Origin of the sequence: Rhodococcus sp. OAS809, assembly GCF_040546695.1 — a bacterium.
GTDB classification, from domain to species: Bacteria; Actinomycetota; Actinomycetes; order Mycobacteriales; family Mycobacteriaceae; genus Rhodococcus_F; species Rhodococcus_F qingshengii.
Genome location: NZ_JBEPOI010000001.1, coordinates 592,295 through 607,776, shown reverse-complemented (window position 1 = coordinate 607,776; position 15,482 = coordinate 592,295). Strand labels below are relative to the sequence as shown.

The 15,482-nt window shown below is 61.6% G+C and carries 13 protein-coding genes and 1 pseudogene; 4 read left to right on the top strand and 10 right to left on the bottom strand.

Annotated elements, in window-relative coordinates; genetic code table 11:
- Positions 1-416: 416 nt before the first annotated feature.
- Positions 417-737, bottom strand: coding sequence for a hypothetical protein (locus ABIE52_RS02835; protein WP_192713606.1), 321 nt, complete (start codon positions 735-737; stop codon positions 417-419).
- Between the two features lie 318 nt (positions 738-1,055).
- Here ABIE52_RS02835 and ABIE52_RS02830 point away from each other — a divergent pair, with 318 nt between their 5' ends.
- Together ABIE52_RS02830 and ABIE52_RS02825 are read left to right on the top strand one after the other, a co-directional pair.
- Positions 1,056-1,397: a MerR family transcriptional regulator gene (locus ABIE52_RS02830; RefSeq protein ID WP_192713605.1), complete on the top strand. Its 342-nt coding sequence runs from the start codon at positions 1,056-1,058 to the stop codon at positions 1,395-1,397.
- Between the two features lie 164 nt (positions 1,398-1,561).
- Positions 1,562-2,296 (top strand): annotated as a pseudogene (locus ABIE52_RS02825) (IS6 family transposase).
- 207 nt (positions 2,297-2,503) lie between these two features.
- Here ABIE52_RS02825 and ABIE52_RS02820 read toward each other — a convergent pair.
- The 6 genes from ABIE52_RS02820 to ABIE52_RS02795 form a co-directional block, all read right to left on the bottom strand.
- The gene (locus ABIE52_RS02820; protein ID WP_192713604.1) at positions 2,504-3,322 is read right to left on the bottom strand and encodes a helix-turn-helix domain-containing protein; all 819 of its coding nucleotides are present in this window, start codon (positions 3,320-3,322) and stop codon (positions 2,504-2,506) included.
- Positions 3,323-3,440: 118 nt separating this feature from the next.
- A complete protein-coding gene (locus ABIE52_RS02815) occupies positions 3,441-4,994 on the bottom strand; it encodes a class I adenylate-forming enzyme family protein (RefSeq protein WP_192713654.1) in 1,554 nt (517 codons plus the stop codon).
- Positions 4,995-5,022: 28 nt separating this feature from the next.
- Positions 5,023-5,997, bottom strand: a complete 975-nt coding sequence (locus tag ABIE52_RS02810; protein WP_315874094.1) for an amidohydrolase family protein — start codon at positions 5,995-5,997, stop codon at positions 5,023-5,025.
- A 38-nt stretch (positions 5,998-6,035) separates the two neighbouring features.
- A complete protein-coding gene (locus ABIE52_RS02805) occupies positions 6,036-6,917 on the bottom strand; it encodes a fumarylacetoacetate hydrolase family protein (protein WP_354541428.1) in 882 nt (293 codons plus the stop codon).
- Positions 6,918-6,963: 46 nt separating this feature from the next.
- Positions 6,964-7,503, bottom strand: coding sequence for a cupin domain-containing protein (locus ABIE52_RS02800; RefSeq protein WP_192713601.1), 540 nt, complete (start codon positions 7,501-7,503; stop codon positions 6,964-6,966).
- 31 nt (positions 7,504-7,534) lie between these two features.
- Complete coding sequence (locus ABIE52_RS02795) at positions 7,535-8,977, bottom strand: amidohydrolase family protein (RefSeq protein ID WP_192713600.1); 1,443 nt, start codon at positions 8,975-8,977, stop codon at positions 7,535-7,537.
- 378 nt (positions 8,978-9,355) lie between these two features.
- Between ABIE52_RS02795 and ABIE52_RS02790 the strand changes: the two genes are divergently transcribed.
- Entirely contained in the window at positions 9,356-10,702 is a 1,347-nt protein-coding gene (locus ABIE52_RS02790) for an MFS transporter (protein WP_192713599.1), read from the top strand.
- 181 nt (positions 10,703-10,883) lie between these two features.
- Positions 10,884-11,783, top strand: coding sequence for a LysR family transcriptional regulator (locus tag ABIE52_RS02785; RefSeq protein WP_192713598.1), 900 nt, complete (start codon positions 10,884-10,886; stop codon positions 11,781-11,783).
- A gap of 396 nt (positions 11,784-12,179) precedes the next feature.
- Here ABIE52_RS02785 and ABIE52_RS02780 read toward each other — a convergent pair whose 3' ends face one another.
- The 3 genes from ABIE52_RS02780 to ABIE52_RS02770 form a co-directional block, all read right to left on the bottom strand.
- Entirely contained in the window at positions 12,180-13,100 is a 921-nt protein-coding gene (locus tag ABIE52_RS02780; protein WP_192713597.1) for an alpha/beta hydrolase, read from the bottom strand.
- A gap of 413 nt (positions 13,101-13,513) precedes the next feature.
- Positions 13,514-13,681 carry a hypothetical protein gene (locus tag ABIE52_RS02775; RefSeq protein WP_192713596.1) on the bottom strand — a complete coding sequence of 56 codons (168 nt, stop codon included), beginning with the start codon at positions 13,679-13,681 and terminating at the stop codon, positions 13,514-13,516.
- Between the two features lie 351 nt (positions 13,682-14,032).
- On the bottom strand, positions 14,033-14,434 hold the full coding sequence (locus ABIE52_RS02770; protein WP_192713751.1) for a helix-turn-helix domain-containing protein: 402 nt from the start codon (positions 14,432-14,434) through the stop codon (positions 14,033-14,035).
- Between the last annotated feature and the right edge of the window lie 1,048 nt (positions 14,435-15,482).

Below are 15,482 nucleotides of genomic sequence, written 5' to 3'. Positions count from 1 at the left end.
CGAGGGTACTTGGCGATTGCTGAGCCCTCCTCCATTGAGAGGATCATTCATGGCTCATTGGGGACGACGCATCGCCGTTGCATTAGCAGTCTGTGTGGCCTCAGCGTTGGTAGTTGGCTTTTTGTATATCGCGCTGGGTACCCGCTCGATTGATTCCTCCTCGACGGATCCGACGACTTCCGAGCAGCCGAACCACGAATCTCCACAGACGAACGAGGACTTCGAGAGGGATTCAAAAATGGGGCGAAGCCCGAGAGAGACCCCGGTGCCGGGCGAGTCAACGATCGGCACTTCGGCTGGATACACAGCCGGTTCCTAACCAAGTGGAATCTGGTTGACCGAATTCGGTCGTTTGCGGTCCACCCACCCGACAGCGGAATCCCCCACTGCGAGTTCGACGCGATCACATTTCAGATCTACCGACGATCGCTTTTCAATGCGAGTAGCGACACCCCGATGAGGATGATTCCGAGCGGTATCAGCATCGCCGCGGGCCAGTCGACCACAGTGACCGTGGCTGTGGAGTCAAACTCAGGCAATGTGGTTGTGCATCGAGCTGCTGGTAGAGGGAGGTGTGCCCTGCTGACATCGAAGGTGGCCGCGGTGTATCCGGGCCGCGGAGTCTGGGGCGCGGGCATGTTTCCCTCGCACAGGGTTTGTGGATCGGAGACAAGAAATGCCAGTCCGATCAGGATCATTCCGATCAGGGCCGTGGCACTGCTGTAGATCCATCGCATGTGGGAACAGTACAAAATCGTCGTGACCGGGCTCGCGGATCGTGCATCCAGCAATCGATCGATTCAGATACAGCCCATAAAGGGAGCTAATGCGCCTGGCACTGAATTCATACAGGCACAGAGGAAAGGAACTCCATGGAGCTTCGGTTTCAAGTTCGATGCACAGCGCTCGGCCAGTAGACCTGGCCGAGCGGTGTGCATCGAATCGGTTAGTGCTTCTTTGAAGGGATCAGGGGCCGCCGAGAAGTCCGTAAGCTTTGTACTTACCGTTCCACTCCAAGTACAGGCTTGTTTGCCCTGTGTAACGGCGCTCACTCAATGTGGTCCGCCGGCGACCTGACCGGCAAGTTCGACGACGAAGACTACCCCGCCTACAGCGTGGGCCACGCCGCCGAGATCCTCGGCGTACGGCAAGCGTTCTTGCGCAGCCTCGACGCCGCGAAACTCCTCACCCCGCAACGATCTGAAGGCGGGCATCGCCGCTACTCGCGTTATCAACTGCGTATCGCCGCACGCGCCCACGAACTCGTCGCCGCCGGCACCGCACTCGATGCCGCGTGCCGCATCATCATCCTCGAAGACCAACTCGCCGAAGCCCGCCGCATCAACACCGAACTCCAACATCACCGCGACAACAGGACCGTCTCCCCGCCAGAATAGGGGCGAATACAGTCACCGCCCCAACCAACCAGAGCGCTTCCTGCCACACAGCTCCGGATCGCACAACTGTGCCGTCACGCGACGGATTCGTCGGCCGCGCACTCGACAGTTGGCGATAGGGCATCGTCAATTTAACTGGGCCGTCAATCAGGGATGATCGTCAGATGAGCCGTGGAGACGAGAAACGAGTGGATTCGACGCGGTCGCCGTATAAACGGCACCGCTATCCCTCGGAGATCATCGCGCACTGCGTGTGGCTGTACTACAGGTTCGCCTTGAGCTTGCGCGACGTCGAGGAATTGATGCTCGCCCGCGGCATCTTCGTCTCGCACGAGACGATCCGCACGTGGTGCGCGAAGTTCGGACCCGAATATGCACTTGGCCTGCGCCGACGCGCTCCCGAACCCGGCGACACATGGTTTCTGGACGAGGTGTTCGTCTAGATCGGCGGCATCCGAAAGTACCTGTGGCGGGCGGTCGATCAGGACGGAAATGTCCTCGACGTCTTGGTCCAGTCACGACGCAACGCGAAGGCGGCGAAACGCTTCTTCGGCAAGCTGATGCGCAAGCAGGCTCGGAGGCCGAGGGTGCTGGTGACCGACAAGCTAGCCAGTTACGTTGTGGCGCATCCGGAGTTGATGCCATCGGTCGAACACCGGCGCTCGAAGTATCTCAACAACCTGGCCGAGAACTCGCACCAACCCACCAGACAACGAGAACGCGCCATGAAGTTCTTCCGCTCACCCGTTGCGACACAACGGTTCCTGGCGGTGTTCAGCGCGATATCGCCGCACTTCCGGCCAAGGCGACACAAGCTCACCGCGAGCGATTATCGCTCCGAAATTACCGGCCGATTCGCCACCTGGTACGACGTGACTGGCGTACCCGTCGCCGCCTAACCCGGCGTCCCACCAACAGGATCCGCCCAAGTGTGGCCGAATGCTGTTTATTCCCAATTGCGTTCAGTTAAGTTGGCAGAGCCTGTGCGATCGCACACCACGACAACATCGATGTCAGCGAGATCGTTATGTAACCCACTGTGCAAACCTGATCAACGTACGGCCGAGTTCGCTCGATCATGTCTCGGCCGCGACCGAAGCGGCGGACTACCCCTTGCCGCCAGCCGCGTCGAACGACGACGCCAGTGAAGACTCAATGGTGGGGACATACCACACCACGCGCTGGCGGGCATCGTCGCTAAGCAGCGCATAACAGTCGTACTTGATCGACCCTCGCCCGGGGTGGTTCAGTCTCTTGCTCTCTGCCCGCCGGATCCCGACATCCTGCTGAGACCAGAGCCGCGCGAACCACGGACTTCGCTCGGCGAGGACCCCGATGAGCTCCGCTGCCTCCAGGTCCAACGGCCCTCGCCTGGCGACACCCACGCGAAGGTCTGCGACCAGCGCGCGGGCCTCGGCGTCGTGGTATGCGTCATCGAATTGGGCGCGCACGGCCGGGTTGGTGAACCACCGATAGACATAGCTCGCCGTCAGGTCAGATGATTCAGGGATCGGCCCATGCAGCGCGGTGGCCGCACTATTCTGAGCAAGAACAAGCTGCAGATCAGTGGTCACGTAGGCCGGAACGTCGCCGAACCGCCCCAGCAGATCGCGCATCGCCGGCAACAGCTCGGTCGTCGAGTCATGCCGAGGTGGGCGACGACCGGCGAGCGTGAACGCATGTGCTCGCTCGTCTTCACTCATTCGCAACGCCGCGGTGAGGGCATCCAGTACCCCGGCCGAAGGCTGCGCCGTACCCCTCTCAATTTCGATGTAGTAGTCGACAGATACGTGGGCGAGTTCGGCGACCTCATCGCGACGTAACCCTGCAACCCGCCGGCGAGTACCCGTGGGGATCTGCACCTCATCGGGACTCACGCGGTCGCGACGCGAGCGCAGAAAGGCGCCCAGCTCCTGAAGATTCATGGCTCAAGTATGCGCTTGTCTGGAGCGTGATCCGTCCCCCAAAACGCCAGGGGCCCTTTATCGTCGCCGAGGAATGGCGTCTGCACCTTCCTGCAGAGTCCGGTCGGCCATCGGTTGCCTACCCGTCGGTCCTGATACGGAACCGTTGGATCTTTCCCACACTGGTGCGAGGAAGCTGATCGATGAAGTGCCATTCGCGTGGCCGAGCGGCGGGTGCCAGACTCCGGACGGCGAATCGGTCCAATTCCTCGACCAGCGGTCGGTTCGCCTTGTCTTTCAGGACAACATAGGCCACTGGTACTTGGTCGCGAACTGGATCCACTTGCGCTACAACGGCGGCCTCCAGAACACCGGGAGCCTGAGCGATAACGGCTTCCACCTCAGTCAGACTGACGTTCTCTCCGGCGACTTTGATGACATCGTCGATCCTGCCTGCGAAACGGAGTGAATTCCCGTCGGGCTCTATCACGACCAGATCGCCTGTACGAAACCAACTCCCACCCGCGCCGCTGTCTTCGTCATCCAAAAAGACCCTGGCGTTGATGCCGGGGGCATCGAGGTATTCGGCAAACAGATCCCAGCCGCGGTGGCCGAACACCTGAAGTTCGCCCGCTTGGCCGGGGACGGCTAACTGCGCGGTTCGAGGATCGATCACCCTGATCTGCCGGGATGCCGCCGCAGGCCCGATTAGGTCATGAACGGGCGGCTCGCGGTTGTCAGCCGTCACGATCGCCACGGTCTCGGTCATTCCGTACAACTGACGTGGTAAGACCCCGACGAGCCTCCCGAACGCGGCATGATGCGCCTTACCTAAACTCTGGGCGAACCACACGTGTTTGAGCGACAACGGCGTTTCTTCTTCCTGGCTTCGTGCCAGGATCATTCTGATCGGGGCAGCAAAGAGACTCGCGTGGGTCACATCCAGCTCGCGCGCCTGCGAGATCCATCGAGAGGCGGAAAAGCTCGCTGTCATAGCCACACTCGCCCCGACCTCGATGGCCGGGGCCAAACAGTAGTACTGCGCGTTGGCGTGAAACAGGGGCAGCGTCACAAACCACCGATCCCCCGACGCGAGCTGGATGGTCCTCGACATGGTCCTCGCCACCTGCGCGTAGGCAGCCTGGGTCAGGACCACACCTTTGGGCTCCGAGGTCGTGCCAGAGGTGAACATCACCGCAATCCGGTCGAGTGCTCTGACGCCGGGTGCAGTACGCGTCGGCTCGCCGGCGAGGAGCGGGCTATCACTGTCCAGGTCGCTAGCGTCCTCCTCCAGTTCGATGAGAGACACTTTCGCCCCCACAGCGGTCCGGTAGGTCTCTGCCCGAGATCTTCCGATCAATCCGAGGGTGGGCTGGATGCGGCGCACCTGGGTCGCGATGTCCCGTGCGGCGGAAGCTGGATCCACGGGCACCATCCAGGCACCCAAGCGAGCTACGGCAAGCCAAGCCGCGACGAAGGCCGGCGAGTTGCGCAGCATCACATGGACTGCGGATCCCTGACTGACTCCTCTGGTACGCAATGCTCCCGCCGTACTGGCCACCAGGCGATCGAACTCCGCGTACGTCCAACTCGTCGCGATGCCGCTGTCGTCGCGAAATATGAGGAAGGTACGGGGCCCATTCTGGGCGACAGCGCGGTCCCAGGTCGACGCGAAGGTATCAGTTGACGTCATCATGTAGCGCCCATCTTCACCGCTTCTCTCATGCAATTGCATCGTGGTCCTTGGGCACTAGACCAAAGAGTCGTTGTCCGTTGCCGGCCAAGAGATCGTGGGTCGAGCCAGCCAGCACTCCTCCCGCAGCCGAAGCATCTTCGGCGCGGCTCAACAGCATCGCTGTCTCGAGCGGCAGGTAGGGACAATCACTGCCGAGGACCAGACGGTCCGGTCCGAAGCGGCATGCCAGCAATCGGATCTGCTCTGCGTCGAAGACCAGAGTGTCCACATACATGCGGCGGATCAGCGTCTCCCACCCTGCGACGTCGACACCACCGACAGCAGCAATCGCTCTCATCCGAGGGTAGACCCAACCGAAGGTACCCCCACCATGGGCGAGGAGGACCCGGAGTTGCGGATGAGAAGCAAGCACACCTCCGAAGGCTAACGCGTAGGCAGCGAGGGCAGTGTCGGTGACCATGCCCAAGCCAGCAGCAAGCCAGCCCTCGTCCCTGCGGACGGCACCCCGGCCACCCATGGTCGGATGTACGAAGACAACGAGGCCGAGGTGTTCGCACGTCTCCCAGACGGGCGCCAGATCGGGAGCGTCGAGCTCGAAAGCCGCCATCCTCGTGCCCATCTCGACACCTTTAAGACCTAGTCCCACGCATCTCGCGGCTTCATCCCTGGTCTGTGCTGCGGGTAGACAACCGAGCCCAATCAGTCGGCCGCCTGCTTCTCGACAAGCACTCGCAATCGAGTCGTTCACCGATCGGGCATAGGCCACGTTCCGCCAGGCGTGCTCCATGGCCGCGGGCACTGGCGAGATCACCTGATGAGAGATGCCAGCTGCGTCCATCTCTCGCAGCCGCTCGGGCACCGACCACATGGAGATGGGCACCTCACGGGGCGCCATCTGACCATCGATGAGTCGACCTCGCCCTGTCTCATCAAGAATGAGGTGTGGACCATCCCCCTGGGAGCCGCCGACCACATCTGTCCCAAGGTGGTGGGCGTGCACGTCGAGCACACTCACAGGTGGACCGGAAATCGTCTGCCTCACCGGCCGGACACCTCGTATTCAACGATCCGAGATGTCATAGATCCGACCTTGTCAACCGAGATCGTGACCTCGTCACCCGGCGAGAGCGGAGGGTGAAAGTCGTTGCCATGGCGCCCCCACAACTCGGCGAGACATCCGCCTCCGCAGGTTCCCGAGCCTAGGACGTCGCCTGGCCTCACCTCGGTACCTCTGCTGGCGTACTCGATCATCTCGGGGTAGGAGAAGTGCATCGAATCCCAACGATCCCTACCGATCGTCCTTCCATTGATTTGGGCCACCATTTCAAGCGCAAATGCGTTGCCAGAGCGGTATGGCTCCAGTTCGTCGGCCGTGACCAAGACTGGGCCGAGGGAAAGTGAAGTGTCCTTTCCCTTTGCAGGGCCTAGCCGGACTGCCATCTCGTGGAACTGAAGGTCCCGAGCTGACCAGTCGTTGAGAAGGCAATAACCGACAATGTGGTCGGCTGCCCGGTCGACGGGGATATCGCGTCCTCCTCGCCCGATCACTGCCGCGACTTCCAGCTCCAGGTCGAACCGCGAGCTGCCTGGGGGCACTGGAACCGCATCGTGGGGTCCCAGGACTGCGTATGGGTTGGTGAAGTAGAAAGCGGGCGCCTCGTACCACACAGAAGGGACCTTCGCGTCAATGTCAAGGGCCAGCAGCGAACCCGCGTAGTGGGCCTCGAAGGTCATGAAGTCGCGCACAGTGGGGGGATCGGGGATAGGTGCGGCGAGCAGCGCGTCATTCAGGGCGACAACCGTGTGGGGGTCCCGAAGGGCATTCTCGCCTGCGGCCTGAAGTCGCTCGCCGTCGTCGCCCAAGAGGCTTCGCAGCGTGATGCCGGCGGCGAGGCCGTAGAGGTGGTCGCCGGAGAGCACGCCGACGCGGTGAGCGCGCCCTTCTCGATAGGTCGCGAATCGCACCTCAGACCCCCTTGCTAGATGTGGACGAGGAGGGCATAGGCGATAGGCGACCGCCGAAGACCGACAGGTCGTTACCCAGGGTCCGCTCTCCCACGCGGACGGGTTCGGAGTCCATGAGCACGAACAGGATTCGCACTGGTTCTGCGCCGCGCGGCACCCAGGAGTGCATCGTCCCGCGTTGGATCACGAAGTCGCCGGGACCGAGGCTTTCGATGACCTCACCGCCGTCAAGCACCATGTCCAGTTGACCGGATAGAACTAGGCCGACATCGAGTGTTTCAGTGCGGTGCATGCTGGGGCCGACGAAGTCCGCTGGCGTGAACTCTCCAATCCGGAAGAGCACTCGTGTGCCTCGTGGTCCAGGAGCGCCATCGTCGAAGTCCTCCTCCTGGTTGCTCGGAGGGAACTGGCTGGTGCACCAGACCACCCTCGCCTCGTAGCCCGGCGCCCTCGGCTCGGAGTCGACAAGGGAGTCGAGCTTGACCACCGCGTTACCGCGGTCGTCGTGTCCGGTGACCACACGCCGAAAGTTGAACGACATTGCGTAGAGCCTCTCTGTGTTGCCGTAAGTTTCAGTCGTCGAAGTCGATGCGATCATGCGGCCAACCAGCCTTGTCCAGGAGGCGGTCGCGGGATTGTTCGACCAAGTGGTTGACGCGATCGAGGTTGAGACCGACAAGGCGGCCGTCCCACTTCACAATTCGTCCATCGACCATCACCGCGCGGACCGAGCCGATATCGGCTGCTTGCACTACCGAACACAAGACGTTGTTCCGCGGAAACAATTGCGGGCCGCTCGCGTCGATGAGGACGAGATCCGCCTTCTTCCCTGGCGTCAGCGAGCCGGTCCTTGCTCCAAGGCCAGCGTTGTTGGCTCCCGCTTGAGTGGCGGATTCAAGTACCGCGCGCAACGACGGGGCCTTGGCGCCGCCCCGATGCTCATCGATGCGAAGCGCAAGGTGGAGCGTCCTCATCTCGGTGAACATGTCGACCCCGTAGGTCATGGGATTGTCATTGCTCAAACCCGGGCGCAGGCCTTGATCGACCCACTCATGATATGGAAGCCGACCGTACCTAAACCCGGTCTCAATGCGTGGGCAGACGTTTACTTGGCTGCCGTGGTCGACGATCAACTGACGCTGTTCGGGGGAGAGGAAGTTCGCATGATTGATCGCCTCTCGCCCGTCAAGCCAGCCCCGCTGGTACAGAGCCGAAATGTCTTGGCGTTCAAGTCCGCTGTCAAACGAGAACCACAGATCCAGGTCTTTGCGCACCGGGACGAGATCCGTTAAATCGTCTGCACCCGCAGCAAAAAGCCGGAGCGTGCACAGTTGATCCTCGCTGGCAAAATACCTCTCACGCACCCGATAGATATCGTCCGGGAATGTGTTGCTCCACGCGCCGGCCCGAGGCGCCCCCAGTGCAAGCACACCGCGGGCCCCTGATTCGGACAATGCCGCCACCGCGGCATCGGCATGCTCGGGCGTGCGGGCGTTGTGCATGTTATCGACCACCGTGGTGATCCCACCGTTAAGAGCACTCAAAAGAGTGGCTAATGTTCCGGCGTAGACATCTTCCGGCTCGACAATCGGGCCGAACTCTCTGTGGGCCGAGTAGAGGTAGCTGCGAGTGGAGGCAACTGCCCCATCCACCGCTGCGACCGGATCCTTCGAATCCTGAGACACGTTCACGGGGATCAGTCTTCCTAGCGCGCCTTCCCAGCAGTGGATGTGCGGGTCGCTGAACCCTGGCATCACGATGCTATTGCTGGCATCGATCACGACGGCGCCCGGCGCTGCGATCGACAAGCCGACCTCGATGATGGTGTTGCCTGCAATCAATATGTCACCAACAGCGAAATCACCAATCTGCGGATCCATGGAGAGGATTGATCCTCCTTTGATCAGGATCCGCTGGTCAGCCGCCGCTGCGCCGCATGAGCTGGCCTGCCGGATCAGCAACTCCTCCACGCCTGTCTCGCAGTCAACCTCCAGTTCGTCTTGTCCAGCGCTCACTGACGACCCTTTCTCTCCGAAACAGTTACCCACGGCGCGCCTCACGTCAGCCACCGGCAAGGCGTAATTGCGAAGTTAACAGCGAAAGATACTGCGGGCCAATGAATAATGATGATCGCAGACATAGCGCCATGGAATCGGACCGTGTCGTACCTCATTCGTCACAGACAGCGACAAGCAGGCATTCGATCCATCGAATGCATTCGGGGCACCCATCGAGATAGGTAATGGGTCCGATGACTAGTCGATATTGGTCACGAAGTGACGCACGCCTCACACTCGATTCTGGTTGGCCGCCACATCGGCCAACTCCTGGGCGCGAGGACTGCGGCGCTGGGCTGCCATGCGACGACCTATGTCGCTGAAGATCGGAGAATCATGAATGCGGGAAGACTGCACGAGACCAAGAATCGGCGCCTGGCGTCGCTGGGCGCGATGCTCGAGTACTACGACTTCGTCGCCTACATCTACGTTGCTGCCTCGATCTCACAGGCGTTCTTCCCCAGCGAAGGACCGGAAACTCTGCGCCTCCTGTCGACCTTCGGGATCTATGCCATCGGTTTCGTGGTCCGCCCCGTAGCCGGCATCGCGCTGTCTCGACTGGCAGACCGAATCGGCCGAAAGAAGGTGTTCATCTTCACGCTGGCCCTCATGTCGGCAGCATCGATTGGCATCGGAGTCCTCCCAACATACGACAACGTCGGCTGGTTCGCGCCCGCCCTCCTGCTGCTGATGCGGGTGCTACAGGGATGCGCGGTCGGCGGGGAGCTGCCAGCAGCGGCGGTCTTCGTCTCTGAGTTCGCGGGTCCCTCCCGTGTGGGATTCTCCGGCGCCTACATGATGTCCTTGGCTTATGGCGGGTTCTTGTTCGGCGCGGGCGCGGCCTTGCTGTCCGACTTGGTTGTCACCCATCTCGCACCCGGCATCCCCTCGCTCGACTGGCGCCTGCCGTTCCTGATTGGCGGGGCACTCGGATTGGTTGCGCTCTACCTTCGTCGTCAGATGGAGGAGACGCCCGCGTTCGTGGAGTTGGAGCTCACCCGCCCCCACGGACGGCAGCCCTCAGGCTCGATCGGCAAGATACTGCGCACTCATGCCGCATCTCTGATCGTCGGTTTCCTCGTGGTTGGCGCGCTCACAGCCCTCAACGTGGTCTTCTTCCAGTACTGGCCGACCTATCTACAGGTCAATCTCGGCTACTCTGCCGACTTCGCTCTGACTGGCAGCCTGATTCTCATCGTGGTCGCGATGGTGGCCATGCCATGGTGGGGCCGGTTCGCGGACCGATACGGCTGGAGCCGCCTCTATGTCGTCGGCGGTTCAGCTTCAGCGGCGGCCTCGATCCTCGCCTTCGCGATCGTTCCTACCCTTGGTAGCAACTCAGTCGCGGCCTTGGTCCTCCCCGTTCCCGCTGCGCTTAGTGCCTCATCTTTGGTCGCTGCCGGCCCTGGTCTGCTGGCCTCCATGTTCCCAACCGAGAACCGTCAGGTCGGGTACTCCATCCCATATAATGTCGGCGCGGCAATCTTTGGTGGCCTACTCCCCTTGTCGATCGCGCCTCTGATCGCCGCGATGGGCTTGCGTGCCCCTCTGGTGATTGCGCTCGGTGGGGCTGTGGTTGGTCTGGCGATTGCGGCTCTTGTCGGTCGTCTGCCCCTCTTCCTCGGCCATGCCGCAACACGCGATGCACGTTCGGGTCGGCCCACCCTGGCCACCCGCGAGTGATCGACCTAGACGCCATCCCCACCGCAACGCCCGCCGTGAGGGCGAGAGGTCCACCCGCCCTTTATAGCGAACGCAGTCCACTCGACGCCCCCTTGGGAGACAATGGCTTCGACGATTCCGTGTTACCTGAACGGCCACCTCGGCCTACCCGAGCGTCATCAGAGAGCAGAGGGGTCAATCCTTGGAACTCAGACAGCTTGAGTACTACGTGGCGATCGTGCGCGAAGGGAGCCTGAGCCGAGCCGCGCGGGTATTACATGTCAGCCAGCCTGCGTTGACCAAGCAGATTCAGTCCTTAGAGCATGAGTTCGGCGTTGACTTGCTTGTCCGGCTTCGCGACGGGGTAAGGCCGACGGCTGCTGGCGAACGCCTCGCCGAGATGTGCGAGGTGGTGCTCGGCTACACCGACCAGATCAAGCCTGCGGTACGCACGGCCGCAAGCGCCGTAGCGGGCACGGTGACGGTCGGCATGTCGCCCACGCTCATGCCCGCCCTCGCAGAGGATCTCCAGAGCAGCCTCGCGGAACAGCACCCGGGTGTTCGGCTACAACTGGTCGAAGCCCTGCCCATGTTCCTCACTGACTGGTTGGATGCTGGCCGGCTCGATGTCGGCATCTTTCGACGATGGCCTTCGATGGCCGACATGCCACGCCTCGACTTTGTCGACATCGGGACCGACGAAGTCGTCTTGGTCGGTACGCCGCTCGCACTCGCAGATCACACGAGCGCAACCGTCTCTGCCGAGGATCTCGCGTCCGTCCAACTGACCCTCACCCCTGGTTTCCGGCGCGTGGTGTGGTCCCGTCTGGACATTGTCAATCCGCCAACTAGCCTGGCCGAGGACATCGACTCGGCCCACATGATCAAAGCGCTGGTCGTCAGGGGCGCCTTCTGCTCGGCTCTGCCGAGAACATTTGTGCGGGACGAAGTCTTAACTGGGGCCATCGAGGCTCGGCCCTTCTCTCCCGCGGTCAAGAGCCATGTCGTGTCCGTAACCCGGACGGGTCGGCGAGATTCTCCCGCCGCGGCAGCCGTAACCGCCGCGTGCCGGCGCCATCTAGCTGATCTAGGGCGTGCCTGACAACGATTCGCGCAGACCACCGAGGGCCTGAAGGTGCGTCACGTTTTGACGTGCGTCGGATACTCAGTCTTCTCTGATCGAGGACATGCTTCCCCATCCGCCAGGCCCGCCTCGTTCCCCGATGCCCGAACGGTGGTCGAGGCGATCATTTACCGGTATCGCGCATTCAACAGCGACTCGGCTACCTGAGCCCTGACGAGTACCGCGCCCAAACACCCCATCGCATAAGGTTCCATTAAGTGTCCAACTTTCGGGGTGGGACTGTCTCATAGATGCTGATGTTCGCCGGCCTGTCGGGAAGTGCGGACGTCTTACAGGTCGAAATCGATGCGGAGTAGCGGGAAGGCGGTACCTCGTGAGGACGCCTGCGTCCACGAGGCACCGCCGCGAAAGCGCTCAGCGGTTGTGCTGATTGATCCAGTCGAGCATGGGCTGCGGGTTGCGTTGGAATTCGAGGTAACCGTCCCAGCGGCGTTGACTGTTTTCGATCCAATGGAGTTTCTTGTCCTCGGTGGGCAACGCGTCGAATATGGATTGCACGTCGGCGGGTGTGACGAGGCTGTCGTCGTGGACCTGGTAGATGAATGTCGGCACTGTTACGGCACCAGCCCACGGCAGAGGGTCCTGCTGATCGAACCCGAGACCGGTCACCAGTTGGATGCCGCGGTCGACGTCGGCGATGTGTCCTTCGGGGATGCCGAGGAGTCCGAGCGTGTGGGAGATGATCACCTTGGTCGTCACCGGCTGCGCCGCCACGAGGGAGTCGATGCCTTCAAAGGCTGCGGGCTCCTGATAGGCGGCGGCGAATGTGGCGTCCGCGCCGAGGCAACGGCTGAACAGGCTGATACGCATCGTAGCGAGGTCGGAGCGAGTGCGCGCGTAGGTGAGGGAGCCGAGCACGTCGCGGGCTTCGAAGATGCCGCTGGAGGTGATTCCGCCGTTAGCGGCTGCACTGAGGCCATGATTGCGCAGGTCGTAGGTGAGCACGTTGTAGCCGGCGTCGTGGAGGATTTTGTAGTCCGGCATGAAGGGGATCTCGATGTTGTTGTCGCTAGGTGCCCAGATGGAGTTCCACGGCTCTAGGTGGCTGGGAAGGCCGGTGCGAGTGAATCCCATCGGGTGGTTCGCGATGACGATTTTGTCGCTCTCGGCAGGAATGAACCAGCCTTCGAGAGGCACGCCATCGCTGGCGGAGAACGTGACCGCTTCGTAGTCGAGTCCAAGGTCGGCAGGAGTGCCGATGACGGGTGCGCGCTGGTCGCCGCGGAATCCCGCAGCGATTGCGGCGATGGTTGGGATGATTTCTGATTCGTTCATGCTGCCAGCGTCCTGGGTTTGGCGAACGGGAACCAGGGGAGCATTACCCCCCACTCGCCTACCGCACTTGACGCATAATAGATTCATGAATCCGCCGGAGTTGGGTGGCTTCGTGCGCTCGCGTCGGGATCGGCTGAGGCCGGTCGATATCGGGATTGTTACAGATACTCGTAGCGGGGTTGCGCCGCGAGGAGGTTGTTGACCTCGCGCATGTGTCGACCACTCCATCGGTAGACCCCGCTGACCGATCCCAGAGTCGGATGAGCAGGTGTTTCCACCTTTCTGGCCAGGTGACGACGCGAGACGCAAGGTCAACCGGCCGGATTCGATCTGCCCAGATGCTTTCTTTCGGGAATGGTCTCTGGAAGTCATTGCCACGCAATACAAAAGAGGTGCGGTGAGGACACCACCGATCACAGCTGCGCATGCGGCGCGTTGTCGATCTGGGAACTGGCAGCTTCGAGAGCAAGTCGACGAACCTCGACGATGGCTCGCTCAAGTATTACGGTTCCGATGAGCATCGTCTCAACTGCGGAGGTGCGATCCGGCATCGCCCTGGCATACTCCACTTCGATCTGCACAGTCCGCTCGACCAAGTTATCGGCAATGAATTTTCGCACTTGGATCGCAAACTCGAAGAACTATCTGGCATTTTGAACGTGGAAATTGGATATCATTTCATTGCTGCGGCGATTCTGAGTGGTCAGTTCGGCCGCGCAAGGCCTGCCCTCCGGCTGTGCACTCGCCGGGGGTGGGTCTCTCCAAACGCTCACGCCGCCACGTTGAACCGTAGGCACTATGGACGCGCTGGCGACGCGCCTGCCTGATACTTAAGTACCGTGTGCAACCGCCAAGCGCGGTTCGGCCCCATACTCGAGAAGTAGTATCCCTCGTGCACGTTCGCCTTTGCCGGCTCGGCGTGCGCGGCCCGCCTAGGTGTAACTGACGAACACTGTGGGCGGGCCATCCGGCGAATGGAGAACTCCGTCCACCCGGACAGGAATCGGCGGCCCTGCCAAGTCTCCGGCAGTCCGGCGCCGAATCTCGTCGAGAATCTGCTTGTTCGACAATTGCTGCAGCGACTTCCGTGTGGGCGACAACGGCCGGTTCTCCTCTTCCGTCATGAACCCGGTGGCGATCAACACTTCCTGCACAGGCGCATCGAACAACGCTGCGACGCGCCGCAGCACCTGCGGGGTCGGGGACCGCGAGATCCTTGTCCACTGACGCATCTGGGATGGATACACACCGAGCGCCCGAGCTGCTTCCTCTGGACTTTCATAGCCGCGGGCCACGATCTGGTCTCGAACCCAAGCTGCGAATCCTGAAGCCATGGGCGTTTTTTCCCACGGAATCTCTGACCATTCGCGCAGCGAAACAGTTCGAGAGTTTCGCGCTCGGATCAGTTATCCCCATGTGCTGTCCATGAATTGGGGATAGTTCAACACTCAAGTATCTGTGACTCCGCGAAGACTGGTATCGGAACCCTCGGATCCGTAGATTTTCCTCGGCGGCATCGCTCGAACCCCCAAACTTCGAGTATGGCGTAGCCCTGCCGACGCGATCCCCCCAGATAGCCGGCAGGGCACCACAAACGGTGCGCCGCTTCCGCCTCGGTTCTCGGCGCACCCCGGGCCGCCAGCGTGCTGATCACACACTCGCTGGTGGCCCTTCTAGCAACACCCCTGGATTTCGAAAATGCCCGACGAGACTGAGGTTTGGCAATTCCCCACATGCGGTGTACCGCTGCCGCGGCAGTTCGACGCCGGTAACACGTCGGCCACGCTGCCCAGTCCCGAGCTGGCAGCTCTCGCCTCGACTGCGCCGACAAGATCTTCCGCGGGTCGGGACCCGGACGCCGAGAGTCGTATTAGCTGATGAAAAACGGTGCGTACTGCACGCAATGCCGACGCTGCAGCAGCGTGGTTTACGACGGCCCATGGATCTCGCCGGCCGAACGGCTGAGACTGCAGCAAGATCACCGAAGTTCCTGCCCTGCGGATGTCATTCCGATCCGAGAGTCGCTCTCGACGTCGTCTCGGGTTGCCACTGCGAACTCACACATCACGCGCCCCGCCTAATTGCGACAGAGGGCGAAGTCGGAGATCAAAAGACCCGGGGGTTACGATACGGCTACCGTTGCAGGTATGGTCGGATTGTAAACGTATAGCGATACTGTTGTTCGTTTACCAGCCCTGACGGTCCCCTATCTTGTGTGGCCGTCAGGGCTGCCTTGCCACGGAGCACAGAAGGCCGAATCTAGTTACCCTCGGCAACTACCTGCGGCAGGAAGCCCGTCGTATCTAGCACACCTCGAAACGGAGATGTCGTGAAACGAAAAGCACTGTGCCTCATAACTGGAGCTCTCGTCATCGCCTTCGT